23 protein-coding genes are annotated in these 24,363 nt (G+C 68.8%); 8 read left to right on the top strand and 15 right to left on the bottom strand.

Annotated features, from left to right (window positions below; genetic code table 11):
• Window positions 1-67: 67 nt before the first annotated feature.
• The 3 genes from QNI11_RS17370 to QNI11_RS17360 form a co-directional block, all read right to left on the bottom strand.
• Window positions 68-1,396: an NAD(P)-dependent oxidoreductase gene (locus tag QNI11_RS17370; protein WP_283981096.1), complete on the bottom strand. Its 1,329-nt coding sequence runs from the start codon at window positions 1,394-1,396 to the stop codon at window positions 68-70.
• Window positions 1,397-1,610: 214 nt separating this feature from the next.
• A complete protein-coding gene (locus QNI11_RS17365; protein ID WP_283981095.1) occupies window positions 1,611-1,763 on the bottom strand; it encodes a hypothetical protein in 153 nt (50 codons plus the stop codon).
• Window positions 1,764-1,797: 34 nt separating this feature from the next.
• Window positions 1,798-2,718: a LysR substrate-binding domain-containing protein gene (locus QNI11_RS17360; protein WP_283981094.1), complete on the bottom strand. Its 921-nt coding sequence runs from the start codon at window positions 2,716-2,718 to the stop codon at window positions 1,798-1,800.
• A 115-nt stretch (window positions 2,719-2,833) separates the two neighbouring features.
• Between QNI11_RS17360 and QNI11_RS17355 the strand changes: the two genes are divergently transcribed.
• Both QNI11_RS17355 and QNI11_RS17350 read left to right on the top strand, forming a co-directional pair.
• Complete coding sequence (locus QNI11_RS17355) at window positions 2,834-3,964, top strand: TauD/TfdA family dioxygenase (RefSeq protein WP_283981093.1); 1,131 nt, start codon at window positions 2,834-2,836, stop codon at window positions 3,962-3,964.
• Window positions 3,961-4,713, top strand: coding sequence for a class II aldolase/adducin family protein (locus QNI11_RS17350; protein ID WP_373418406.1), 753 nt, complete (start codon window positions 3,961-3,963; stop codon window positions 4,711-4,713). Before QNI11_RS17355 ends, QNI11_RS17350 begins: the two co-directional genes overlap by 4 nt.
• A gap of 26 nt (window positions 4,714-4,739) precedes the next feature.
• Here QNI11_RS17350 and QNI11_RS17345 read toward each other — a convergent pair whose 3' ends face one another.
• The gene (locus QNI11_RS17345; RefSeq protein ID WP_283981091.1) at window positions 4,740-5,402 is read right to left on the bottom strand and encodes an OmpA family protein; all 663 of its coding nucleotides are present in this window, start codon (window positions 5,400-5,402) and stop codon (window positions 4,740-4,742) included.
• Between the two features lie 153 nt (window positions 5,403-5,555).
• Here QNI11_RS17345 and QNI11_RS17340 point away from each other — a divergent pair, with 153 nt between their 5' ends.
• Both QNI11_RS17340 and QNI11_RS17335 read left to right on the top strand, forming a co-directional pair.
• On the top strand, window positions 5,556-6,749 hold the full coding sequence (locus QNI11_RS17340; RefSeq protein WP_283981090.1) for a serine protease: 1,194 nt from the start codon (window positions 5,556-5,558) through the stop codon (window positions 6,747-6,749).
• Window positions 6,749-8,236 carry an SH3 domain-containing protein gene (locus QNI11_RS17335; RefSeq protein ID WP_283981089.1) on the top strand — a complete coding sequence of 496 codons (1,488 nt, stop codon included), beginning with the start codon at window positions 6,749-6,751 and terminating at the stop codon, window positions 8,234-8,236. Before QNI11_RS17340 ends, QNI11_RS17335 begins: the two co-directional genes overlap by 1 nt.
• A gap of 58 nt (window positions 8,237-8,294) precedes the next feature.
• Here QNI11_RS17335 and QNI11_RS17330 read toward each other — a convergent pair whose 3' ends face one another.
• The 6 genes from QNI11_RS17330 to QNI11_RS17305 all read right to left on the bottom strand — a co-directional run bounded on the left by QNI11_RS17330 (window position 8,295) and on the right by QNI11_RS17305 (window position 13,324).
• Window positions 8,295-8,981 carry an ABC transporter ATP-binding protein gene (locus QNI11_RS17330; RefSeq protein WP_283981088.1) on the bottom strand — a complete coding sequence of 229 codons (687 nt, stop codon included), beginning with the start codon at window positions 8,979-8,981 and terminating at the stop codon, window positions 8,295-8,297.
• Entirely contained in the window at window positions 8,978-9,727 is a 750-nt protein-coding gene (locus QNI11_RS17325) for an ABC transporter ATP-binding protein (protein WP_283981087.1), read from the bottom strand. Before QNI11_RS17325 ends, QNI11_RS17330 begins: the two co-directional genes overlap by 4 nt.
• A complete protein-coding gene (locus tag QNI11_RS17320; RefSeq protein WP_283981086.1) occupies window positions 9,720-10,703 on the bottom strand; it encodes a branched-chain amino acid ABC transporter permease in 984 nt (327 codons plus the stop codon). Before QNI11_RS17320 ends, QNI11_RS17325 begins: the two co-directional genes overlap by 8 nt.
• A 100-nt stretch (window positions 10,704-10,803) precedes the next feature.
• On the bottom strand, window positions 10,804-11,724 hold the full coding sequence (locus QNI11_RS17315; protein WP_283981085.1) for a branched-chain amino acid ABC transporter permease: 921 nt from the start codon (window positions 11,722-11,724) through the stop codon (window positions 10,804-10,806).
• A 156-nt stretch (window positions 11,725-11,880) separates the two neighbouring features.
• Window positions 11,881-13,017 (bottom strand): ABC transporter substrate-binding protein, encoded by a 1,137-nt coding sequence (locus QNI11_RS17310; protein ID WP_370323422.1) that lies wholly within the window; start codon window positions 13,015-13,017, stop codon window positions 11,881-11,883.
• Window positions 13,018-13,084: 67 nt separating this feature from the next.
• The gene (locus QNI11_RS17305; RefSeq protein ID WP_100929414.1) at window positions 13,085-13,324 is read right to left on the bottom strand and encodes an Lrp/AsnC ligand binding domain-containing protein; all 240 of its coding nucleotides are present in this window, start codon (window positions 13,322-13,324) and stop codon (window positions 13,085-13,087) included.
• 171 nt (window positions 13,325-13,495) lie between these two features.
• On the opposite strand from QNI11_RS17305, the gene QNI11_RS17300 reads away from it, so the two are divergent.
• From QNI11_RS17300 to tsaA, 3 genes are all read left to right on the top strand, one after another.
• Window positions 13,496-14,260, top strand: a complete 765-nt coding sequence (locus QNI11_RS17300; protein ID WP_283983527.1) for an SDR family NAD(P)-dependent oxidoreductase — start codon at window positions 13,496-13,498, stop codon at window positions 14,258-14,260.
• Between the two features lie 29 nt (window positions 14,261-14,289).
• Entirely contained in the window at window positions 14,290-15,144 is an 855-nt protein-coding gene (locus tag QNI11_RS17295; protein WP_100929416.1) for an SMP-30/gluconolactonase/LRE family protein, read from the top strand.
• Between the two features lie 346 nt (window positions 15,145-15,490).
• Complete coding sequence (gene tsaA / locus QNI11_RS17290; RefSeq protein WP_283981084.1) at window positions 15,491-15,958, top strand: tRNA (N6-threonylcarbamoyladenosine(37)-N6)-methyltransferase TrmO; 468 nt, start codon at window positions 15,491-15,493, stop codon at window positions 15,956-15,958.
• Window positions 15,959-16,133: 175 nt separating this feature from the next.
• Here tsaA and QNI11_RS17285 read toward each other — a convergent pair whose 3' ends face one another.
• Together QNI11_RS17285 and QNI11_RS17280 are read right to left on the bottom strand one after the other, a co-directional pair.
• The gene (locus tag QNI11_RS17285) at window positions 16,134-18,788 is read right to left on the bottom strand and encodes an ATP-binding protein (RefSeq protein ID WP_283981083.1); all 2,655 of its coding nucleotides are present in this window, start codon (window positions 18,786-18,788) and stop codon (window positions 16,134-16,136) included.
• A gap of 28 nt (window positions 18,789-18,816) precedes the next feature.
• Window positions 18,817-19,335 carry an oxidoreductase gene (locus tag QNI11_RS17280; protein WP_254698131.1) on the bottom strand — a complete coding sequence of 173 codons (519 nt, stop codon included), beginning with the start codon at window positions 19,333-19,335 and terminating at the stop codon, window positions 18,817-18,819.
• A 346-nt stretch (window positions 19,336-19,681) separates the two neighbouring features.
• On the opposite strand from QNI11_RS17280, the gene QNI11_RS17275 reads away from it, so the two are divergent.
• A complete protein-coding gene (locus tag QNI11_RS17275; protein WP_100929419.1) occupies window positions 19,682-20,284 on the top strand; it encodes a response regulator transcription factor in 603 nt (200 codons plus the stop codon).
• A gap of 195 nt (window positions 20,285-20,479) precedes the next feature.
• Here the strand turns inward: QNI11_RS17275 and QNI11_RS17270 are convergent, their stop codons facing one another.
• The 3 genes from QNI11_RS17270 to QNI11_RS17260 all read right to left on the bottom strand — a co-directional run bounded on the left by QNI11_RS17270 (window position 20,480) and on the right by QNI11_RS17260 (window position 24,359).
• The gene (locus QNI11_RS17270) at window positions 20,480-23,563 is read right to left on the bottom strand and encodes a CHAT domain-containing protein (protein ID WP_283981081.1); all 3,084 of its coding nucleotides are present in this window, start codon (window positions 23,561-23,563) and stop codon (window positions 20,480-20,482) included.
• Between the two features lie 78 nt (window positions 23,564-23,641).
• The gene (locus QNI11_RS17265) at window positions 23,642-23,881 is read right to left on the bottom strand and encodes a DUF3253 domain-containing protein (RefSeq protein ID WP_100929421.1); all 240 of its coding nucleotides are present in this window, start codon (window positions 23,879-23,881) and stop codon (window positions 23,642-23,644) included.
• The gene (locus QNI11_RS17260) at window positions 23,868-24,359 is read right to left on the bottom strand and encodes a histidine phosphatase family protein (protein ID WP_283981080.1); all 492 of its coding nucleotides are present in this window, start codon (window positions 24,357-24,359) and stop codon (window positions 23,868-23,870) included. Before QNI11_RS17260 ends, QNI11_RS17265 begins: the two co-directional genes overlap by 14 nt.
• Window positions 24,360-24,363 lie beyond the last annotated feature (4 nt).

Raw genomic sequence — 24,363 nt, 5'->3', positions numbered from 1 at the left:
CGGAACCGGTTCAGTCGGTCGTCAGGCGGGGCCCGGGGGACCCCGAGGCGGGCAGGCGGCCCGCGGGTCAGCCCGAGGTGAGCGCGGCGTGGATGTCCTCGGCGGCGTCGCGGCCTTCGGCGACGGCCACCACGGTCAGGTCCTCGCCGTGGGTGCAGTCGCCGCCCGCCCAGACGCCCTGAAGCGAGGTGCGGCCTGCGCCGGTCGTGGCGATCTTGCGGCCGTCGAGGTCGAGGCCCTCGGGCGGGGTGAGGCGCTGGCCGATGGCGCGGAAGACCTGGTCGGCGGGCAGGCGGATGGTCTCGCCGGTGCCGACCAGCCGGCCGCCCTCGTCGGTGGTGTATTCCAGTTCGATCTCGACGGCCTTGCCGTTGCCGTGCACCGCCTTCGGCATCGTGTTGGCGAGGATGCGCACGCCTTTCGAGGTGGCAAGGTCCTGCTCGTAGCGGCTGGCGGGCATCTGGTCCTGCGCGCGGCGGTAGGTCAGGGTGACCGTCTCGGCGCCCAGCAGCTTGGCCTGCACGGCGGCGTCGATGGCGGTCATGCCGCCACCGATCACCACCACGTTGCGGCCCACGGGCAGGCTGGCGAGGTCGGAGGCCTGGCGGAGGTCGGCGATAAAGGACACGGCGTCGGCCACGCCCTCGCGGTCCGCACCTTCGGCATCGAGCGCGTTGGTAGCGCCGAGGCCGATGCCCAGGAACACCGCGTCATAGTCGGCGCGCAGGCTGTCGAGCGTCACGTCGCCCCCCAGCGCCTTGCCGTATTCGACGGTGATTCCACCGATCTGCAGCAGCCAGTCGACCTCGCGCGCTGCGAAGTCGCCCGTCGTCTTGTAGGCGGCGATGCCGTATTCGTTGAGGCCGCCGGGCTTGGGGCGGGCCTCGTGGATGGTGACGTCATGGCCCTTCAGCGCGAGACGGTGGGCGCAGGAAAGACCGGCGGGTCCGGCGCCGACCACGGCCACGCGCTTGCCGGTCGGGGCGGCGCGGGTGAAGGGGTGGCTGTTGGCGGCCATCAGGCTGTCGGTGGCGTGGCGCTGGAGGCGTCCGATCTCAACCGGTTTGCCTTCGGCGGCCTCGCGGACGCAGGCCTCCTCGCAGAGCGTTTCGGTCGGGCAGACGCGGGCGCACATGCCGCCGAGGATGTTCTGTTCGAAGATCGTGCGCGCCGCGGCCTCTGGCTGCCCGGTGGAAATCTGCCGTATGAACAAGGGGATGTCGATGTCCGTGGGGCAGGCGGTGACGCAGGGCGCGTCATGGCAGAAGTAGCAGCGGTCGGCGGCGACGGCGGCTTCGTGGGCATCGTAGGCCGGGTGCAGATCTGCGAAGTTTCCGGCCAGCGAGTCCGGGTCGAGACGTCCCGGAACGATGCCTGGCGTGTGCGGGCTGGACATGGCGGCTCCCTGTTTTCCGTTTTGTTCAGAGTGCCACGTCTGAAAATTTTATCAATTGGTAAAATTTGCGTCCCGCGCGGCGGATCGTTTTTCGCGAAAGACTGCCGAAAATTGCGGCAATCCGGCTGTAGCGTGACGCAGTAGTTTACAGTGAATTACAGAGTCTTTTTCAGCAAAGCGTTTTTCAGTTTCCGGTTCTCGTGGGCGCGCGCGTTCAACGCTGCGCCTCCGGCGGGTTCTTTTGACGGTCGTTAAAAGCGCCTTTAAGGGGCGATGCGTAGCGGCTGCGTGGGGCCAGCCCGTCGTTGGTGGCGAGGATCGAAGGTCGGAGCTTCGGCCACATATCCGGATCGAGGATGTCGAGCATCGGGGCGATGGAGACGCCTCGGCAAAAGCGAAGTCTACGACATCATTCCGCCGGACCTGTCGAAGTCGGACCCCGCGTCCCTGATCCAGTCGAGAAACTCCCGAACCAGCGGTCTGGGATTGGGCGTTGCAATGGCGGATGCCCAGTAGCTCGACCCGAACTTGTGAATGCCCTGCTCGATGGCGGCCAGACGCCCCTCGGAGAGTATGCCGGCATTGATCGACCGCCAGCCGAGCAGGATGCCTTTTCCGTCCAGCGCCGCCTGGGTGGCCTGAACGTAATTGTCGAAGGTCAGCGTCGGACCGATCGGGTTTCTCAGTCCCTTGGCGGCGAGATACTCCTTCCAGCCGGGCCAGCCGTTGGCAGCGGGCGTCCGGACGTGGATGAGGGGCTGTGTGCTGAGCGCCGCAAGATCGCCATTCAGCGCCATGATCCGCTCTGGCTGGCCCACCGGACAGGCGCATTCCTCGAAGACCCTGACGGTATCGCTCTCCTGCCATGGTCCGGGGCCGAAGCGCAGGGCGACATCGATCCCCGCCGAAAAGGCCGGCATGTCCGAAGGCGGGGCCTGAACGCTGACCATTGCATCGGGGACACGCGCGTAGAAGGCCGACAGGCGTGGCATCAGCCAATAGGTCGCCATTCCGATGGTGCAGGACACGGTGATATGACGGTCGGCGTGGCCCGCGCTGGCCCGGATGTCTTCGATGGCTGTCGCGATCTGACCAAGGCCGCTCTGCGTGGCGCGCGCCAGACGCTCGCCCGCGTCGGTCGGGCGCGCGGGTTTCACGCTGCGGTCGAACAGCGGCGCGCCCAGCCAATCCTCCAGCGCGCGGATCGACTGGCTGACCGCGGGGCGTGTCACGTTCAGCTCGGCCGAGGCGAGCCGCATGGAGCCCAGCCGGTGAACGGCGTCGAAGGTGATCAGAAGGCGCAGGGGAGGCAGGCGTGACATGGTAACCTGTGGCTTAACTTCAGGTAAGAGGATTCCGTCTTTTTGTCCGATCTTCAATGGGTTTGATTGGCGCCAATCTAACCATACGCACAGAGGATGCGACACGATGAACGTGATGACACCAACAAGATCCGACGCTGTCACTCTTGGTGAGAAAGGGCTGAACGTCCCGCTGTCGCGCGGCGATGCCTATTTCAACTACTACTGGCTGCGCGACAACGACCCGACCAGCTTCAACGCGGAGACCCGCGAGCGGTCGTTCGACATCTTTCACCTCGACACCGCGCCGGTCGCGCGCGCGGCGCATGTCGACGGCGAGACCCTGGTGATCGACTGGGCGACCGAAGACCACACCACGCGCATGCCCGTCGCATGGCTGGAGGAGCATGCCGGCGGTGAACGTCGCCGCGACCCCGCCGATCTGCCGCGGCGGCCCTGGTTCGGCGACCACTACCCGGACGTCGCCCGCTTTACCCATGCCGAGCTGAAGGCCGACCCCGGGAAGCGCCGCGCCTGGCTGGAGGCGATGATCGTCGAGGGCGTCTCTGTCGTGACCGAGATGCCGGATAGCGACGCGGCCCTGACCGAGCTGGCCGAGTTGCAGGGGCAGGTCCGCCCGACGTTCTTCGGCACGTATTTCGACGTGAGGACGCATATCAACCCGACGAACACCGCCTATACGGCCTCGGCGCTGGAACTCCACACCGACGTGCCCGCCGAGGAACATGCACCCGGCATCCAGTTCCTGCACATGCGGGCCAACACGGTCGAAGGCGGACGCAACCTTTTCGGCGACGGTGTCGCGGCCGCCAACGATTTCCGTCGCATCGACCCCGAGGGCTTTCGCCTGATGGTCGAGACCGATGTGCCGTTTTATTGCGAGCACGACGATTACGACATGCGCTCCTGGCAGCGTATCATCGAGCTGGACCAATACGGCGAAGTCTCGGGTCTGACCATCAGCCAGCACATGCTGGACCTGATGGATTTGCCGCAGGCGTTCCTGGATGACTGGTATCCGGCCTTCTGCCGCTTCGGCAAGCTGCTGCAGAACGATAAGTACATCATGCGCTTCACGCTGAAGGCGGGCGAATGCATCGTCTTCGACAACCACCGGATCGTTCACGGCCGTGCCGCCTATATTGCGTCCAGCGGCGACCGCTACCTGCGCGGCTGCTACACCGACCGGGCCGAGATGCGTTCGACCTATCGCGCGCTGGTCAGCACGGGGCGCTTCAAGAAATGAACATGGTCCCCCGCAACACTGTCGCGGACTCTGCTCTCCTGCGGGAGGACCTCGCCGCCGCTTTCCGCCTCTGCCACCGCTTCGGGTGGAGCGAGTCCGTCGGAAATCATTTCAGTGCGGCCATCTCCGAGGATGGCCGCCGCTTCCTGCTGAACCGCTGCTGGCAGCATTTTGCGACGATCAGGCCCGGCGATCTGCTCGAGCTCGACCTCGACGCGCCGCCCGACATGGACGGGCCGGAGGCGCCGGACCGGTCCGCCTGGGCTGTCCATGGCACGCTGCACCGCGATGCGCCGCAGGCGCGCGTCGTGCTGCATTGTCACGCGCCCTATGCCACGGCGCTGGCCTGTCTGAAGGACCCGACGCTGCTGCCCATCGACAACAACACCGCGCGTTTCTTCGGGCGCGTGGGTTACGATCTGGAATTCGGCGGCATCTCTGACAGCGAGGAAGAGGGGGCGCACCTTGTGAAGGCCCTCGGTGACAAGAGCGTGCTGGTCATGGGCAACCACGGCGTCAGCGTCACGGGCGATACCGTCGCGGATGCATTCGAGGATCTCTATTTCTTCGAGAAGGCCGCGCAGACGCTGATCCTGGCCAAGTCCACCGGCGATGCGCTCGCGGTGCTCGACGATGATGTGGCGCGCAACACGGCAGAGGGCTGGCTGGCTTATCGCGGCATGGCGCAGCGCCATTTCGACTACCTGAAGTCCACACTCGACCAAGAGGATGCGGGCTGGCGCGGGTGACGCATGCCGGCGCCCGGCGCTTCGCCTCAGGCGCCCGGCACCAGCACCAGCTGCACCCGGCGGTTCTGCGCGGCGGCGGGGTCGAAGCTGTTCTTCAGCCGGGAGAAGCCCACACCCTCGGCGCGGATGCGCGAGGGCGGCAGGCCCATGGTGCCCTGCACGAAGCGGGCGACGGCCTCCGCCCGGCGGCGGGAGAGGTCCATGTTGTAGGCGGCGGAGCCCACGCCGTCGGTGTGGCCGATGAAGATCAGCCGCGCGTCGGACAGCCGCGGGTCGCGCAGCGCGTCGGCGAGGCTGGAGAGCTTGCCCATCGCCTCCGGCGTCAGGTCGTCGGAGTTGTAGGCAAAGAGGATCTCGAGGTCGATGGAGGGCAGGGGCGCCGGGGCGGCGGTGGTGCCGGCGGTGCCTCCCACTGCGGCGTTCTGCGGGACCTCCGTCCGGTCGATCACGCCGAGGTTCACCACGTCGTCGAGGGTGAAGGTGGCGGAGCCGGAGAATTCGTCGCTGGTGCAGCCGGACTGGTCGAGCAGGCAGTCACGCATCTCTGCGCTGGGGGCGGTGTCGGGCTGGGCCTGCGGCGCCGGGTCGAGCGAGAAGCTGTCGAGGGTCACGGTGGACTGGGCGAGGGCCGGGGCGGCGGCGAGCGGGGCGCCGAAAAGGGCGGCAAGGGCGAAAATGCGGGGGGTCATCGGCGGGCCTCCTGAAAATGCTGGAGCGACGATAGCGGAGACGCGTGAGGAATTCCACCGTGGACGCAGGCCGGTGTTCCGTGCTTTTTTGACCCCGGGGAAACGTCTGGCCCGCTGATTGGGGCGGGGCGGATTTGGAATGGAGAATTGTTCATGCGTCTGACCGGATTAATCGTGGCGGCCGTGCTTTCCGCGGGGGCGGCCACGGCGCAGTCGACGCAGGAGGACTGGCTGGGGATCGAGAACGAGGTGGCCGTCCAGGGCTACAACAACGAGCCGATCTCGACCTACGACGATCAGGCGGATTTCCGGAAGATGGGGCGCGGCGTGGGGATGCTGTCGATCTCGACCGACGGGGGGACCTTTCCCTGCACCGCCTTCCTCGTGTCGGAGAAGTATCTGCTGACCAACCACCACTGCGTGCCGGGGGTGCTGAAGGACGAGCGGGTGAATGCGACGAAGATCCTCGCGGTGGACTGGCTGGCGGGTTTCCACGAGCCGGGCCGGATGGAGGAGGCGGAGCGTTTTGCCGTCAACCCGGAGCCGGTCGAGACCTCGGAAGACCTCGACTACACGGTGCTTGAGGTGACGGGCAATCCGGCGGGCCGCTTCCCGCCGCTGCCGCTGGCGGCGACGCCGCTGCGGCCGGGGATGCCCTACTGGATCATCGGCCACCCGATGGGCAAGTCGCAGCACATCAGCCGCGAGGGCTGCCGCGCCGCCGATCCGCCGATGAACGACAACCGGCTGCGCCACACCTGCGACACGCTCGGGGGCAACTCCGGCTCGCCGATCATCGATTCCTCGGCGCGGCAGGTGGTGGGGCTCCACAACTCGGGCAACAGTCGGGTGGGGATCAACTTCGGCATCCCGATGACGATGATCCTGTCGCAGTCGAAGGTGCTGAAGGCGGCGCCGCCCGCGCAGGACAGGCCCCTGCCGCTGGTGATGACGCTCTACCCAGATGCGCTGGGTGTCGGGCAGGAGGTGTCCGTGGTGGCCGACATGCCGGACGGCTGCACGCCCGCCTTCGTGGCGCTCAGCCCCTCGTCGCAGCTGACGCCGATCCCGCTCGACTTCTTCCAGAAGGTGCCTTTGGGGCCGGGGCAGGTGCGTTACCAGATCTCGCCCGGCGGGCGTTACGGGCTGGTGATCGAGGAGGGCGATGAGAAGGGCGCCCACAAGCTGGGGTTCCTGTGCGGGCCCGGCGGGCTGACGGAGCCCGCGGCGCTGCAGGACGCGCTGCGCGGGGTGGTGGCCTCGCTGTCTTCGGGCCAGACCTCGGGCGAGGTGGCCAGCGGGGCGGGGCCGGTGGGTTACGCCTTCCGCACCTTCGAGGTCCGGTGATGCGGCGCGCTTTTGCGGGGGGCCTTCTGGCGCTTGTCACATGGGCCGGGATGGCCGGTGCGGCGGAGATCCGGCTGAAGCCCGAACTGGCGGAGCGGCTGGCGCAGATCCGGCCGATCTATGGCGAGCGCAATTCGCTGGGCGAGGACGGGCCGATCCTGGTGACGGACGGGGGCGGCACGACGCTCTGGGGGCAGCCGTTCAGGATCATCGGCATCGACGGCGTGATCGAGGCGGGCGATGCGGAGCGGCTGGCGGCGCTGATCGGGCCTTTCGATACGGCGGGGCCGTTCATCGTGGTGATGAATTCGCCGGGCGGGAATTTCCTCGAAGGCGTCCGGATGGGCGAGGTCCTGAAGCTATACCGCGAGGGCAACGGCGATCCCTACCTGACCGGCGTCGTGGTGCTGGCGGGAGAGGAGTGCATGTCGGCCTGCGCGGTGACCTTCGCGACCTCGGCGCTGCCGCGCGACAGCGGCATGTCGGTGCGCTTTGTCGAGACGGGCGCGCGGCTGGGGTTCCACATGCCCTTCGTGCCGACCGACCAGCAGAGCCGGCAGACGGAGATCGCCCGCGCCATGGACCTGACCTACGAGGTCATGTCGGAGTACATGGCGCTGATCGGCAACCGGGTGGCGCCCACGGCGCTGGTGCAGAACGCGCTGTTCTACCGCCGCCCGGAGGACTTCTTCCTGCTGGAGGGCGGGCTGGTGACGCGGTTCATGGACTTCGTGCCGGTGGCGGGGCCGGTGGGGTCGACGCCGCTGACGCCCTCGGGGCTGACGCAGCGCGACGTGCTGAACATGTGCCAGTACCAGGCCTATTCCGCGGGGCGGGAGTTCATCGCGGCGGAATACGAGTTCTGGCCGGTGCAGGCCTATTCGCAGTACCCCGACGACACGCCGGTCGAAGAGCTGTTCCGCCAGGCAGGCGCGCAGCGGATCACGACGCAAGGCTGCTCGGCCGAAATCCGGGCGGACGGGTCGCTGGGCGTCTCGGCCATCGGCGCCTGCCCGCAGGATCTGCCGCCGGGCTGGTGCCGGTCGGAGCAGGCGGCGGGTTACGTGGGGCCGCTGCCGCCCGCGACGGGCGCGCTTCTGGCCGACAGCCTCGGCTGCCACGGCGGACGGATGACGCGCGGCTATTACCGCTGGGACGACGGCAACGCCTTCCTGGAGGAGGAGCGCCCCGACGACTACCGCTGGGAGGGCGCGCCGCCGGGGGCGCCGGAGTACACGCTGGACTGGAGCGGCGCGTCGCTGCCCACGAACCTGACGCTGCGGGACGCGCCGGGGGGCGAACGGCTCACGATCCTCGACGCGGGCACGGCGGTGGAGGTCGAGGACTGTGCGCTCAGCGCCGACGGTCAGGGTGTCTGGTACCGGGTCGCGGCGAACGGTGTGTCGGGCTGGGGCAGCGCGCGCTACATCGACGTGCCCGCGCTTGCGGGTTGGGACTTCATGGTGCGCCCGAAGGGGTTCCAGTAGCGGCCTGCCTATGGCCGCGGTTGCCCGGCAGCGCGATCCGGCCCGGGTCGGATCGGGCTCAGATCCCGAGGAACCGCTGCTTGACCGGCCCGGTCATCTCGCCGAACCGGCCCTGCCACGCGACGCTGCCACGCTCCAGCACCACCGCCCGGTCGCAGACCGAAGACAGCTCGGCCGGCGACTTGTCGATCACCAGGAGCGCCATGCCGCTCTCCGCCTTCAGCCGCCGGATCGCCGCCCAGATCTCCTGCCGGATCAGCGGCGCCAGCCCCTCCGTCGCCTCGTCGAGGATCAGCAGGCGGGGGTTGGTCATCAGCGCACGCGCGATGGCCAGCATCTGCTGTTCTCCGCCCGACAGCGACCGCGCCACCTGCTGCCGCCGCTCGGCGAGCCGGGGGAACAGCTGCGCCACCGCGGCGCTGTCCCAGGGGCCGGGGCGGGCGGCGGCGCGCAGGTTCTCGTCCACCGTCAGACCGGCGAAGCAGCGGCGCCCCTCGGGCACGAGCCCGATGCCCAGCCGGGCGGCGCGGTGCGGCTTCAGCCGGGTCAGGTCGTGGCCCGCGAAGCTGAGCGTGCCGCCGGTGGCGACCATCCGGCAGATCGCCCTGACGGTGGTCGTCTTGCCCATGCCGTTGCGGCCCATGAGCGCCAGCGCCTCCCCCTCGGCCAGCGCGAAGGACACGCCGAACAGCGCCTGCGATGCGCCGTAGCGGGCGCTGACGGTGTCGAGGGTCAGGAGGCTCACGCGGTCTCCCCCAGGTAGGCGTCGCGTACGCCCGCGTCGGCGCGGATTTCGTCCACCGTGCCGGTGGCGATGATGCGGCCGTAGACCAGCACCGAGATCCGGTCGGCCAGCGCAAAGACCGCGTCCATGTCGTGTTCGACCAGCAGGATCGGCGCCTCGGCCCGCAGGCTGTCGAGCAGGCGGGTCAGCGCGGCGGACCCCTCCATCCCGAGGCCCGCCATGGGTTCGTCCATCAGGAAGGCCCGGGGTTCCAGCGTCAGGGCCACCGCGATCTCCAGCTGCCGCCGCTGCCCGTGCGACAGGTCCGCGGTGCGGGTGGCGGCGAAATCGGCAAGGCCCGCCCGCTCCAGCGCCGCCTCCGCCCGGTCGCGCAGGGCGCGGTCGGCGAGGGCGGGCCGCAGGAACCGCCAGGGCCGCCCGGACTGGCCGAGCGCCCCCAGAAGCGCGTTCTGCAGGACGGTATCCTCCATGGCGAGCTGGCTGATCTGGAAGGTCCGGGCAAGGCCCGCCCGGGCGCGCGCCGCGGTGTCGAGCGCGGTGACGTCGCGCCCGTCCAGCAGCACCGCGCCCGCGTCGGGCGCCAGCGCGCCGGAGACCTGTGCGATCAGCGTCGACTTGCCCGCGCCGTTGGGGCCGATCAGGGCGTGGATCTCGCCCGGGCGCAGCGTCAGCGACACGTTGTCGGTCGCGGTGAGCGCGCCAAAGGCCTTGCAGAGGCCGCGGGTCTCGAGCACCGGCTCAGTCATGCGCCCTGGCCCTCCCGGTCAGGAGGCCGATGACCCCGCCCTGGCCCCAGAGCGTGACGGCCAGCAGCAAAAGGCCGAACCAGATGTGCCAGTACTCGGACAGCTGGCCCAGCCAGTGTTCCATCAGCACGAAGATCGCCGCCCCGATCACCGGCCCGAACAGCCGCGCGGTGCCGCCGAGGATGATGAACACGATGAACTCGCCCGACAGCTGCCAGGAAAACATCGAAGGAGAGACGAACCGGTTCAGATCGGCGAACAGCGCCCCCGCCAGCCCGGTGATCGCGCCCGAGAGGGTGAAGGCCGCCAGCCGCAGCCGCACCGGGTCGAGGCCCACGGCCCGCACCCGCTCCGGCGCCTGCCGCGCGGCGTTCAGCGCCAGCCCGAAGGGCGACCGCATCAGCGCCGCCGTCAGCGCCAGCACCGCCAGCAGCACGGCAAGGCACAGACCGTAGAACTGGATCGGCACCAGCGTGTTCAGCCCGGGAAAGCCGTTGCGCACATAGATCGACACCCCGTCCTCGCCGCCATAGGCCGCCCAGCTGATCGAGAAGAAATAGAACATCTGCCCGAAGGCGAGGGTGATCATGATGAAGTAGACGCCGGAGGTCCGGAGCGCGAGCAGCCCGATGACGAAGGCCGCCAGCCCCGAGACCGCCAGCGCCACCAGCCATATCACCGGCATCGACTTTGTGCCGGGAACGCTCAGCCCGAACAGCTCCAGAGGCGTGTAGTTCTGCGCGTGGAAGGCGAGGATCCCCATGGCATAGCCGCCCAGACCGAAGAACACCGCGTGCCCGAGGCTGACCAGACCGCCGATCCCCAGCGCCACGTTCAGCCCCGCCGCCGCCAGCGCGAGGATCACCGCCCGCGTCGCCAGCGTGATGGTGAAGGGCTCGTCCATGACCAGTGCCCAGGCCGGCACGGCGACCAGCGCCGCGAGAACGGCAAGGTTCAGCCATCCCTCGCGGGTCATGCGCCGCGCCCCTGTTTCTCTGCTTCCCAAATACTCATGCCGGCGTGCACCACGGGGCGCCCGCCCGCCGCGTGACCTGCGGCGCCCTCCGCAAAGCCGCTCACGCCCGCACCCCGTAAAGGCCGGTGGGTTTCCAGACCAGCACCGCCGCCATCAGGATGTAGATCGCCATGGAGGCCAGCGCGGAGCCGGTCTGCGTGGCCTCGGACGGCGGCATGAAGAGCTTGAAGAGCTCAGGCAGGAAGACGCTGCCCAGCGTGCCGGTGAGCCCCACCAGCAGGGCCCCCACCAGCGCCCCCTTGATCGAGCCTATGCCGCCGATGACGATGGTGACGAAGGCGAGGATCAGCACCGGCTCGCCCATGCCCACCTGCACCGATTGCAGCGTCCCCACCAGCGCGCCCGCCAGACCCGCAAGCGCCGCGCCGAGCGCGAAGACCAGCGTGTAGAGCGCGTCGATGTTCACGCCGAGGGCGGCGATCATCTCGCGGTCGTTCTCGCCCGCGCGGATGCGGATGCCCAGCCGGGTCCGGCCGATCAGCCAGAAGAGCGCCGCCGCCAGCGCCAGACCGGCGCCGATCAGGGTCAGCCGGTAAAGCGGGTACTGGATGCCGAAGGGCAGGGTGACGGGGCCCGAAAGCGCGGGCGGCACGTCGAGATACAGGGGAAAGGAGCCGAACAGCCAGCGTGTCCCCTCGGAAAAGATCAGGATCAGCGCGAAGGTGGCCAGCACCTGGTCGAGGTGGTCGCGCCCGTAAAGCCTCCGGATCACCGTCAGCTCGATCAGCGCGCCCGCGGCGGCGGCACCCGCCAGAGCCGCGACCAGCCCCAGCGCGTAGGAGCCGGTAGCGGCGGCGGTGGCGGCGGCACAGAAGGCACCGACCATGTAGAGCGATCCGTGGGCAAGGTTGATCAGCCCCATCACGCCGAAGATCAGCGTGAGGCCTGCGGCCATCAGGAACAGCATGATGCCGGATTGCAGGCCGTTGAGGACCTGCTCTGCGATGAGGGTCGGGGTCATGGAGTGGTCATGGCGGGGATCTTGGCGCTTCGGACCGGACGGCGGGCGGCGCAAAGCCCCGCCCTACGGGCTGTCACGCCCCCGGGGTCACGGCGTCACACCGGACCGGGGGCGGCACGTCCTGTAGGGCGGGGCTTCGCGCCGCCTCGGCCCGGATCACATCTTGCAGTCGCCGACGTAGGCGTTGTCGCGGTTCTCCATCGCAGTGGCGACGATCTTGTTGGTGAAGATGTCGCCCTCCTTGATCACCTCGCGGGTGTAGAGGTTCTGGATGGGGTGGTTGTTCGCCGCAAAGGAGAACGACCCGCGCACGGAGTCGAAATCCGCCTCTTTCAGCGCCGCGCCGAAGGCCGCGTCGTCGCCGACCTCCGCCTTGTCGATGGCCGAGAGCAGCAGGTTCGCGGTGTCATAGCCCTGCGCCGCGTAGATCGACGGCAGGCGGCCGTACTTGGCGGAGTAGGCCTCGACGAAGGCGGCGTTGGCCGGGTTGTCGAGGTCCTTCGACCACGAGGAGGTGTTCTTCACCCCCACCGCCGCGTCGCCCACGGCCTGCAGGATGTTCTGGTCGAAGCTGAAGGCCGGGCCCACCAGCGGCAGTTCGACGCCGGAGTCCGCGTATTGCTTGAGGAAGGAGATGCCCATCCCGCCCGGCAGGAAGAAGAACACCGAATCCGCGCCCGAGGCCCGGATCTGCGCGATCTCGGCGGCGTAATCGGTCTGGCCCAGCGTGGTGTAGATCTCGCCCGCCAGCTCGCCCTCGTAGAACCGCTTGAAGCCGTTCAGGCTGTCCTGCCCCGCCGGGTAGTTCGGCGCGAGGATGAAGGTGTTCTTGAAACCTTCCTTCGTGGCATAGGCGCCCGCGGCCTCGTGCAGGTTGTCGTTCTGGTAGCTCACCGAGAAGTAGTTCGGGTTGCAGCCCGCGCCCGCAAGCTGCGCCGGTGCCGCGTTGGTCGAGAGGTAGAACAGCCCCTGTGCCGTTGCCGCCGGCACCACCGCCATGGCGAGGTTCGACCACACGATGCCGGTCAGCACGTCGACCTTCTCGGACTGGATCATCTTGTCGGCCAGCTGCACGGCCACCTCGGGCTTCTGCTGGTCGTCCTCGACCACCACCTCCACGTCGTCGCGGCCTGCCTGCTCGATCGCCAGGAGGAAGCCGTCGCGGGTGTCGATCCCGAGCGATGCGCCGCCGCCGGAGAGCGTGGTGATCATGCCGACCTTGACCTCCGCGGCGGCGGGCAAGGCGGCCATGAGGCCGATCGCAGTGGTCAGCGCAAGGGTTCTGCGGTTCATGGAATGTCTCCCTGTGTTCTCGTTGTCGTCTTGTCTTGGTTTTTTTGCGTGTGCCGAACGGGCCGGTTCAGAAGGCCCGGAAGGTCAGTGTGGTCAGCGTGCGCTGGATGTTCTCGACGTTGGCGATCTTCTCGGCGATGAACTTGCCGATGTCCTCGTCCTCGGGGATGTAGAGCTTCACCAGAAGGTCGAATTCTCCGCTGGTTGAAAACAGCTCCGAGTGGATCTCGCGCAGGGCGATGTCCTTGGCGACCTTGTAGGCGGTGCCGGGCGTGCAGCGGATCTGGACGAAGACGCAGGTTGTCATGATCGGGCTCCGTAAGGCCCCGGCGCGGGGCGGTTCGCGCCGACTAGAGCGGAAAACGCGGGCCAGCGCCACCCCCCGGACGCCCTTGCAGAAGCCCGGTTGTGTCGTCAGTGTCGTTGCCGCGGCGGGCGCGCGCGTCAGCCGGGTGCGGCAGTGGAGGCAGTCATGAGTATGGCACGGTATCAGGATCTTGAGGGGACCTCGGTCTTCGTCACCGGCGGCGGTTCGGGGATCGGCGCGGCGCTGGTGGACGGGTTCCTCGGGCAGGGGGCGCGGGTCACTTTCGTCCAGCGGTCCGACGCGCAGGAGTTCTGCGCCGAGATGGCGGCGAAACACGGGCGGGCGCCGGATTTCCTGCCCTGCGACGTGACCGACACGGCGGCGCTTCAGGCGGCCATCGAGCGCACGGCCGAGCGGCAGGGGCCGGTGCGCGTGCTGGTCAACAACGCCGCCAACGACACCCGCCACGCCACGCTGGAGACCGATCCGGAGACATGGCGCGCGGCGCTGGCGGTCAACCTCGATCCCTATTTCTTTGCCACGCAGGCGGTGGTGCCGATGATGCGCGACCTCGGCGGCGGGGTGATCGTGAACTTCAGCTCGATCAGCTACATGATGGGCATGGCGGACATGCCGGCCTACACCGCCGCCAACGGCGCGATCACCGCCCTGACCCGCGGCCATGCGCGCGAGTTCGGCGCCGACGGCATCCGGGTGAACGCGGTGGCCCCCGGCTGGGTGCTGACGGAGCGGCAGCTGCGGCTCTGGGCCACGCCGGAGGCGCTGTCGGATGTCCTCGGGCGGCAGTGCCTGCCGCGCCACCTGCGGGCGGAGGATATCGTCGGCCCGGTGCTGTTCCTGTCGTCGGCGGCCTCCGGCGCGATCACCGGCCAGTGTTTGGCGGTGGACGGCGGTGTGGTGACGGTGGCAGGGTAGCGCCAACATCACGCGGGAGGGAAAGCGGAATGGCAGAGGTCAAGGTCCTGTCCGACACGAAATGCATCCTCGGGGAGGGGGCGCTCTGGCATCCGGAGCGGGAGACGTTCTTCTGGTTCGACATCCTCGGCCACAAGCTGTTCGAGCATGACGGAACGGGCCAGCGGGAATGGTCCTTCGACCGCGCCGTTTCGGCCGCGGGCTGGGTGGACCGCAACCGCCTGCTGGTGGCGTCGGAGCGGGACCTGTTCCTGTTCGACATCGAGGCGGGGACCGAGGAGCACGTGATCGGCCTCGAGGACGACAACCCCGACAACCGTTCCAACGACGGCCGGGCCGACCCGCAGGGCGGCTTCTGGATCGGGACGATGGCCTATGCCCAGACAACCGGCGCAGGGGCGATCTACCGCTACTACCGGGGGGAGCTGCGGCTTCTCTATCCCGACATCACCGTGTCGAACGCGATCTGTTTCGCGCCGGACGGGCGCACGGCGTATTTCGCCGACACGCCGACGCGGACGGTGCGCCGGGTGGCGCTGGACGCCGACGGCTGGCCCGCGGGCGAGAGCGAGGTGTTCATCGACATGACCGGCACGCCGGTGGTGAAGCCGGACGGCGCGGTGATCGACACGGAGGGGCGGCTCTGGACGGCGCAATGGGGGTCGTCGCAGGTATCGTGCTACGGGACGGACGGAACCTTCCTCAGGGCGTTGCCGATGCCCGCGATCCAGGTGAGTTGCCCGTCCTTCGGCGGCCCGGAGCGGCGGCGGCTGTTCGTCACCTCCGCCTCCACCGGCCAGCCGGACGACGCGCTGGCGGGGCAGACCTTCTACGCCGACCTCGAGGACGTGCAGGGGCAGGCGGAGCACCGGGTGATCCTCTGACGCGGGCCGGGTGCGGGGGCTTTGGTTGCGTGCGGTTGGCGTGCGATGCGGTCGTCTTGCTGGCCCCGGCGCGGCGGTGTGACAAGGCGTAGGGCGGTGCTGTGCGCCGCCCTCCGGCAGGGCAGGGGTTGACGCGGGACCGTGGGGTTGTCGACCGCAAGTCTCCTGCCAGGGGAAGACGATGGGTGGCGCGGGGCTTTGCGCCGTGCCCGCATGGCGAGGGCCGTTGTGCCGGGACCGTGGCGGAGCGCCCGGTCATCGACCGGCGGTCCCCGGCCCGGGGACGACATGCTGTAGGGCGGGGCTTTGCGCCGCCCTGCTGCGGCCAGTGTGGGAGGTGAGGATCATGGCGGACCATCACGGCGATGCGCAGCGGCCCGGAGAGCTGCGGGTCGATCTGCCGCCTGCGGAGGACGCGGGCCTGCGGTTCATCGGGGTCCTGCGCACCCCCTTCACCGACCGCAGCCTTTGTCCCCATCAGGGCGACATGGAGGAGGGGCCGGAGTGTTTCGTCGACCTCCACGCGCCCTACGTGCCTGCGCTTGACGGCATCGAGGGGCAGGACCACCTGCAACTGCTCTACTGGCTGCACGAGGCGCGGCGCGACCTGCTGACCCAGCAGCGGCGGGGCGAGGGCGCGCCGCGCGGCACCTTCACCCTGCGGTCCCCGCTCAGGCCGAACCCGTTGGGCGTTTCCTCGGTGCAGCTGTTGCGGCGCGAGGGGGCGCGGCTGGTGGTGCGCGGGCTGGACTGTCTCGACGGCACGCCGCTGCTGGACATCAAACCGCTCCGCTGCGGCAAGGAACCCCGTTAGGCGGAGGTGGCTTCCGGGGCGTTGGCAGGAAAGCTGAGCCTGTTCGCCTTGGCCCGGACCGGCCGGTGCGGCATACGGCGATGGGCCGGTGCTTCGCCGGGGAAGGGTTGTCTTCGCTGTTGCGTGGCGGTTTTGTACATGCGGCGGATGCGGAAACCATCTCCGCCGTCGCTCGTCAGACGCGAGCAGAGGGCTCCAGTCCCTCGGCTTGGAGCGCGGCGCGGGTGTCGCGCCACAAGGTCCGGAGCGCGGCCGCGTCATCGGCGAGGGCCGTCCTGTCGTCGGCGCGGGCGTGGCGCTCGAAGGTGCGCAGCGCGTCGGCCATCGGCAGTGCCCCGAACACGCCGGAGGACCCGGCGAGGCGGTGCGCCTCGGCGCCCAGGTCCCGTACGGCGGCGGTGTCGATCCCGGCCATGCCGTCGATGGGCAGGTCGGACAGGAAGGCCTCCACCTCATGGGCGAAGGTGCGGAGCGAGGCGGTGAGCTTGTCCTCCGGCAGTTCCTCGCGCAGTTCGTCGAGGTGCACGCGGTCGATCAGCTGGGGTCCCATGTCCGGAGGTGCCGCGTTGCGCGGACCGGTTGCCCCGGCAGCGGGGATGCCGTCCGCACCATCGGGCAGGGCGCCCGCCGCCAGCACGCTGGCCAGCGCCTGCCGCAGCGCGCGGGCGCTGATCGGCTTGGTCAGGACGGTGGCGATGCCCGCGTCATGGAAGGCGCGGACCTCCTCGGGCATGGCGTGGGCCGTCGTGGCGACGATGGGGGCCTTGGCACGGTCCCCGGCGGACTGCCGGATCGCGCGGGAGGCCTGGATGCCGTCCATGCCGGGCATGGAGATGTCCATCAGGATCACGTCGAAATCGTGTGCCTGCGCAAGCCGCACGCCTTCGCGCCCGTCCGTCGCCTCCGTCACGCGGTGCCCGTCGCGCCGCAGCATGTGGCCCGCGACCTCGCGGTTGACGGCGTTGTCCTCCACCAGCAGCACGTCGAGCGGCGGCAGGGCGGGCGCGGCAGGCGGGGTCTCTGCCACCTTGGGGGCGGTGCGCGGGGCATCGGCGGGTGGGGCAAGCGGCAACCGCAGCCAGAAGACGGAACCGTCGCCCGGTTCGCTTTCCGCGCCCAGTTCGCCCCCCAGCGCGGTGGCCAGCCTTTGCGAGATGCCGAGCCCCAGCCCGGTGCCGGCATTGCGCCGCCCGTAGCTGGAATCGATGGTCACGAAGTCGTCGAAGATGCGTTCGAGGTCGTCCGGCTTGATTCCCACGCCGGTGTCGATCACCCGAAGCTCGCACTCGTCCATGCCGGAATCGCAGTCCGCCTCGATGGTGATCTGGCCCCCGGCGGTGAACTTGATCGCGTTCGACACGAGGTTCAGCATGATCTGCCGCAGGCGGTCGGGGTCGGAGTAGGACTCGTGCAGGGCCGGGTTCAGCGGGCGCAGCGTCAGCAGGTTGCCCTGCGCGCGGGCACGGTCGGCCTGGCTTTCGACGATCTCCTCGAGCAGCGCCACGAGGTCGAAACGGGTCTTGCGCAGGGTCATCTTGCCCGCGTCCAGCCGCGAGATGTCGAGCACCTCGTTGACATGGCGGAGGAGGATCTCGCTCGATTGCCGGATGATGCGCAGGTAGCGCTGGTCCTCTGCGGGCAGGCTGTCGGCCTCGAGGAGTTCCAGCGTGCCGAGGATGCCGTTCAGCGGCGTGCGCATCTCGTGGCTCATGACGGCCAGCAGTTCGGCCTTCTGCTTTTCGCCGGCGACGGCGCGGTCGCGGGCGCGGCGCAATGCCTCGTCGCTGCGCATACGGTCGGAGATGTCGCGCAGGAAGGCGACGAAGATCTCGCCCGCCGGGGCCTGCGCCTTGGCCAGCGACAGGTCGACGGGAAAGATCGTGCCATCCTTGCGCCGTGCCTCGAGCTGGACGATGCCGCGGCCGATGACGCGCGGTTCGCCCTTGGCCAGGTAGCGCGTCATCCCCGAGTTGTGCATCTCGCGGAAGTGCGGCGGCACGATGAGCGAGGGCATGTCGGCGCCGATCGCCTCGGCCCGGGTGTAGCCGAAGACCCGTTCCGCGGCGCCGTTCCATTCGACGATCCGGTTCGACCGGTTGACCGCGACCACGGCGTCGAGCGAGGTGGAGATGATCGTCTCCATCCGGCGCCGCGTCTCGAAGTTGGCCTGGGCCTCGCCCTCGCGCTGGCGGGCAAGGCGGAGAACGGCAGCGATCAGGACCAGCAGGAGGGCGACCAGAACCATGGTCGTCAGGCCGATGCTGAAGAGCGTGCGGCTGATCTCGATCCGGCGTTCGTCGCCGGTCCGGGCGAAGAAGGCGATGCCGCTGAGGGCGAGGCGGCGCAGTTCCGCGCGCACCGTCTCGGCCGCGTCGAGCAGGTCGGGCAGCGCGGCTCGGAGCACCTCGTCGGAGCCGTCGATGACCGGCACCCAGGCCTCGCGGAAGTCGAGCGCGGCCTGAATTTCGCTTCCGATGTCCTGAACGCGGCGCAGGTCCGCCAGCACCTGCGCGTTCTGCAGCGTCTCGATCCGGCTGTAGGCGATGTCGAAGCGCAGGCGCACCTCGTCCAGCGCGGCCGCGTCGTCGTCGGCGTCGGCGTGCAGGGCATTCACCGTCGCCAGTTCCAGCGCGATGATTTCCGTCTCGGCCTGTCCGAGGGTCCATTGGACGTTTTCGGAAGCGGAGTTGGCGAGATGGGTGAGCTGGTGGCGCACCTCGAGGCCCAGGACCCCGAGCACGGTGATCAGGCTCGCGATGACGAGGGCCGTGACGCCACGGCGCACCAGCGTGTTACGCGAGAATCTGAAAGGTGTCCGGCGGGTTTTCACGCCACGCCCCTAGCAGAGCCGGGGCATGTCAGGGAAGGACTTCGAGCGTATCAAGTTGCCAGATACTGCGCGCATGGTAGGTTTCGGCCCGGAAACGCTGGTCGCTGTCGTAGGGGAAGATGATCCACAGCGGACCTTTCTCGCGGATCGACATCGGCTCTCCGTTGCGGTCGAGCGCGAGGATCGCGGCGTCTTCGGTGACGTCGGAGAAGGGGAGTTCGATGGCGTAGTCGTTGATCGCAACGGCACGGATCGTGCCTTCCTCGATCCCGAGCCTGTCGGCCACGGCCTTGAGCGGCGGGCCCGCAAAGACCTGCGTGCCTTCGGTCCAGATGGTCGAGGTCTCGATCTCGCGCATGCCGAGGTCTTCGAGCATCTTGCGATCGAACTCGGCCCGGCCGGGCGCATTCGTGACGGCGAGGTCGCCGACGACGGTCAGCAACACGGGTCCTTCAGGCTGTGGCAGGTCCTGAGCGTACCCGGCTGTGCCCATGGCAACGATGGCCAGGAATATCCTGACGATGCCGACAATACGCTTTCCGAGCACTGCAACCTCCGATAAAGTGATCGTCGCATTTCTTTTCGTAAGGTAGAAGCTAGCCTTCAGACCGCTGGCGCACCACCGGCTGTTGGTATAAAGGGGGTGTTCATTCGTATATGTGGCGGGCGGTACGCCAGCCGGACACTCACAATTTCGCGACTTTTGCAGCCTTGAAGGGTTTTTTTGGTTCCGAGATTCGTTTCTACGATTGTTTCTGCGATTGACAGGTTCGTGTCGGGTAAATCGTGTCTTAAGTTTATTAAGGCAAGACCGCAACACGGCTGACCTGACCTGAAGTGATGGAAAGGGGTGTCGCGTGTCCGCGCGGTGCCGAAGACGAAGGGAACGTGGTATGCGTATTCTGGTGGCCGACGATCATGACCTCGTGCGGGAAACGATCGCGGCATTCCTGGACGGGTCTGACATCGAAGAGGTGCAGACGGTCGCAACGCTGGAAGAGGCGGTGAACGCGGCACGGACGTCCGGGACGTTCGATCTGGTCCTCCTCGACTACAACATGCCGGGCATGAACGGTCTGGAAGGGCTGGCGCGGATGCGCGATGCCAACGAGGGCCGCCCGGTGGCGATCCTGTCCGGCAGCGCCTCGCGCGATGTGGCGGACGCGGCGCTGAAATCCGGTGCGCAGGGCTTCATCCCCAAGACCCTGTCGGCGCGGTCGCTGCTGACGGCGGCGCGGTTCATGGCGGCGGGCGAGATCTATGCCCCGATCGAATTCATGCAGAAGAACCCGGACGACGCGGGCGGTATGCTGACCCGGCGCGAGCTGGAAGTGCTGCGCGGCATCTGCGACGGCAAGGCCAACAAGGAAATCGCCCGCGACCTCGACCTGCAGGAAGTCACCGTGAAGCTGCACGTCAAGACGCTGTCGCGCAAGCTGGAGGCGCGCAACCGGACCCACGCGGCGATGATCGCCCGGGACCGCGGGCTGGCCTGACGGGAATTTGCCTTTCTTGCAGGGGGTGATGCCCAGCGCCTGAAGGCGCAGGCACGGTATTTCCCATCTCGTGCACTGGCGCTGCCTTCCGGCCGCCTTGTATGAAACCTCGCGGTTTCAGCGGACCGCCCTCCAGTCCGCGCCCCGGGCAGAGGCCGCGCGGGACGAAAGCGGTGCCGTGACGGTTGGCCCGGCTCAGATCGGATCGTTGGCGGCGCCGTAGTGGATGTAGTTCACCCATTCGCTGCTGTCGTGGACCTCGTGGATGATCCGGCGTGCCTCTGTCAGGGCGGTGCCGATGGTCTGGGTCTGCACCTGTTCGTAGAACACCGACGAGAAGTTCACCGCCGTGTCGTCGTTCACCGGCCAGAAGGTGCCCACGATGTGGCGCACGCCTGCAAGCAGGAAGGCCTCGGCCAGGCCGGTGTTGCGCTCGGCGAAGTCCTGCGCGGTGGGCGGCCCGGCCTCGCTTGCCGCGCGCTTGCGCACGCGCAACGATTCGCAGGCGTTGAGGAAGACGAACCCCGGCACCTGCGCCATGTCGGCGATGTCGGTGCCGTGCAGCGTGTCCTCACCCGCCAGGATCAGCCCGCTGCGCGCCCGGTCCGCCGGGTCGAAGAAGGCGTGCCCGGCATAGTGGAAAATGTCGTAGACCCGGCCCATGTCGTCCTGCCCGAGCGCCGCCTTGACCGCGGCGACCGTCGCCTCGCCGCCCTCGCGGGTGTCGAGCCGCACGCCCGGGCGCGCGGCCAGGGTCGCCTCGATCCGCCGCGCCTCCTTGCGGGCGCCGGACAGGTCGCGCGTCGGATCGGCGACCATCAGGACGTTGACCGGCCGTCCGCGGCTGCGGCTGCGGATCGGGCGGCGCGCGGCGCGGCGGACGCCGCCCGAGGCCGGCAGGTACCAGCGGTTCAGCCCGCCCCGCAGCGCGACCGGCGCCTTGCCGAGGTGCAGCACCTCCCACGGGATGCGCGAGGCCCATGTGTCGCAGACCACCTGCAGCCCGTATTCGAAGCTCTGCTCGGCCGCCATCCTTTCGCGGAAGGCCTGCGAGAGGACGAGCTTCTCTATGTCCTCCGCCACGCCGCGCAGCTTTTCCGCCGTCATCGCCTGCGACAGGGGCGCCGTGCGGGCGTCCAGTTCGGACATCTGGAAGGTCATCTGCGAGGTGGCGAGCCGCGCCTCGCTGTTGCTGGAGCCGGGCACATGGTGAAGCTGGAGGGTCACCACCGGATCGCGGTCTTCCTCCTTCACCTCGGCCTGGACGGTGAAGATCTCGGGCAGGTGCGGGCGTGGGGCCGGGGCGGCGCGGCGGCGGCGCACGGGCGCCGGTTTCTTCTGAACCACGATCTCGCAGTCCGACATGTTGAACCCGGCGAAGGTGCGGTTGAGCCCGTCGGCGATTTCCTCGTAGCGCTGAGGGTCGTATTCGCAGAGCCTGATGCAGGAGAAGCTCTGGTCCTCGTCCCAGTCTTCCAGCGCCTCGAAGATCCCGGCAAAGAGTTCGCGGAAGATCTCGACCGGGGTGGGGCCGGAGCCCGCGCCCAGCAGCACACCGGCAAAGCTCGACACCTCGGAGATGCAGAGCGAGCGCATCATGTTGCGTCCGGCGATGCGCACGGCGGCGGTGATCGTCTCCTTCGCGCCGAAGGCGCCGAGGCCCACCACGACCACATGCGAGGTGCGGAGGTGGTGGCGGGGGATCGGGATGAAGGTGACCTCCCCCTTGCGGCCGGTGATCTGGCCGTCGGCGATCTGGGCGGAAAGCATGCCGTCCAGTTCGAAGTCCACCGCGCCGATGGCACCGCCGAGCGTTGTGACCCCTTCGAAGATACCCAGCACGTAGGCGTCGGCGGGCACGTCGAGGATGTCGGCGTTCATCACGTCGATGTTGATGCGCCGCAGGGCCTTTGTCTGGCGGGTGTAGACGTAGGTGGCGTCGTCGACCGGCGGCTGCGGCGGGGCGGCCTTTGCCACGGCGGGCCGGAGGCTCTCGCGCTCGGCCTTGTCGATATCGGCATCGGCAGAGAGGAAGCCCGCGAGCAGCGCCTGTTCTGAGAAGGCCGGGTCGTCGGGATCGGCGGTGCGGGGCAGGCCGCTGCGGGCGGCGCTGCGCATGGCCTTTTCGGGCTCTGTACGGAGGCTGGCCGTCAGGCTGCGGACCTGCGCCGGATCTTCGGCCAGGTCGGGCACGCGGCCGTTCAGCACCGCGTCGCAGGCGTCGATGGCGGCGCGCAGGTTGCAGAGCTGGCCGTGTGTGCCCTCGATGTAGAAGCGGCGGTCGGCGCCGTCCATCTCGGCCAGGGTGCGGGGCACGGTGCCGTCGCCGTCGTCGTTGTGGTTGTAGAAGAGCTGGCCCTTGTCGATGCGCACGTCGTGAACGGTGCGCCGTCCCAGGCCCACGATCTGGGTGAAGCGGTCGTCCGGCGGGGGAAGGTCGGCCTGTGCCTTGCCCGCGGCGGCGAGGATCGCGGCGTCGGGGATCAGGCTGTCCTTCTTCGGCCAGAAGCCCGCGTCGAACCAGTGCTCGTCGCGCCGCGCGTCGGGGGAGGGCATCATCTGCAGGAGGCCGGGGAAGCGGTTGACGAGGGTCTCGACCAGCGCCTTCGGACCGATGCCGGTGCTGTCGAGCCGGGCGAGGAGGTGGATGTTGTCGTTGAGGCCGCGCAGGGTCATCACCGGGGAATAGGACCCGAGGTTCGGCGTGCCCAGCGTGATCACCTTGCGGATCAGGCGGCGGTCGGCGTCGCGCGCCGCCAGCGCCCGCGCCACCAGCCCGCCCATGGAATGGCAGACCAGCGAGACCGGCTTTTCCACCGCTTCGATGGCGGGCCAGAGGTGGTCGGCGGTGGTGGCCACGTCCTCGCGCCAGTCGAAGGGCAGGAACTGCACGTCGTGCCCCTTGATGATCAGCCGCAGCCGCATCCGCTGGTAAGCGAAGAGGAACACGCCGGAGGCGGTGACGCGGAAGGTGTCGGAGGGATAGGCCAGTTCGGTGACGCGGCCCCTGAAGAGGTTCAGGACGGAGAGCCAGATTTCGTCGCTGTGGCCGCCGTCGATGACCGAGAGCCTGGACCCCATGATGCCGGGCAGGATGAAGACGTGACCGGCGGCGGTGCTGCGCCGGGCCTTGGCCTCCTGCGCCATGCGGGCGAGGTCGTGCAGTTCCTCGTAGAGGGCGTCGCCGAATTCGGCGCGGAGTTCGTTCTCTGCCATGCCCGAGGCCAGCATGGCATCCATGTCTTCCGCCGACATCTGCGGATCGGTGAGGCTGGCCATGGCAATATCCTGAACAAAGGAAGGGGCGCGGAATGCGGGACTGAATGGGTTTACTAGACCATAGGGCGAGTGTTCACGTCAACGATCCGCTTTGAGGGTAAGCCGGATCGGCCCGCGGGCGGTCACGGGATCGACCGGGGTGCCCTTTTGCGTGGCGATGAGCGGCAGCGTGGCGGCCAAGGCGCGGACGCGCGGCATCAGCGGGCGCCAGTCGCCGGAGAGGGCGCGGGCCGCCTCCGACGGGCAGAAGCTGCGGGGTGCGCGGTCCCGGGCGAGGCGGAGGAGCGCGTGGGCTATGGCGTCGTCAGGCGGGTCCATAGCGGCGGCGTTCGATGGTGACGGTCCCGTTGACGTCGGCGCGGAGGATGGCGAGGTCGCCGTAGTCCAGCGGCGCGGGACCGGAGAGGCGGAGGTCTTCCCAGATGCGGGTCAGGTTGCCCTTGTTGCCGATCCAGATGACGGACCGGCCCTGCGCGCTTTGCACCAGCGCGGCGGTGGGCTGTTCCTGCGGGATGCGTTCGACCGGCAGGTCCAGCGCCCGGGCGAGCGGTGCGGCGGTTTCGAGGTTGCGGTCGATGCCGGGGGCGTGGATGCGGGTGACACGCAGGTCCTTGGTCGCCGCGACCAGCGCGCGGGCCCGTTCCCGGCCCTTGGCGCTCAGCAGGTCGAGGTTGTCCTGCCGGTCGGCGTGGCGGGTCAGGATCAGCGTGGAGTTCGGCGCGAGGGACAGGCCCTGCGGCGCGACGGTGCAGGCGGCGAGTGCGGGCAGCGACAGCAGGAAGGTGCGGCGGAACATCGGG

Origin of the sequence: Sagittula sp. MA-2 (genome assembly GCF_030126985.1) — a bacterium.
Lineage (GTDB): Bacteria > Pseudomonadota > Alphaproteobacteria > Rhodobacterales > Rhodobacteraceae > Sagittula.
Note: the sequence above shows the minus strand (reverse complement) of the source record. Positions and strands in the feature narration are given on the sequence as shown.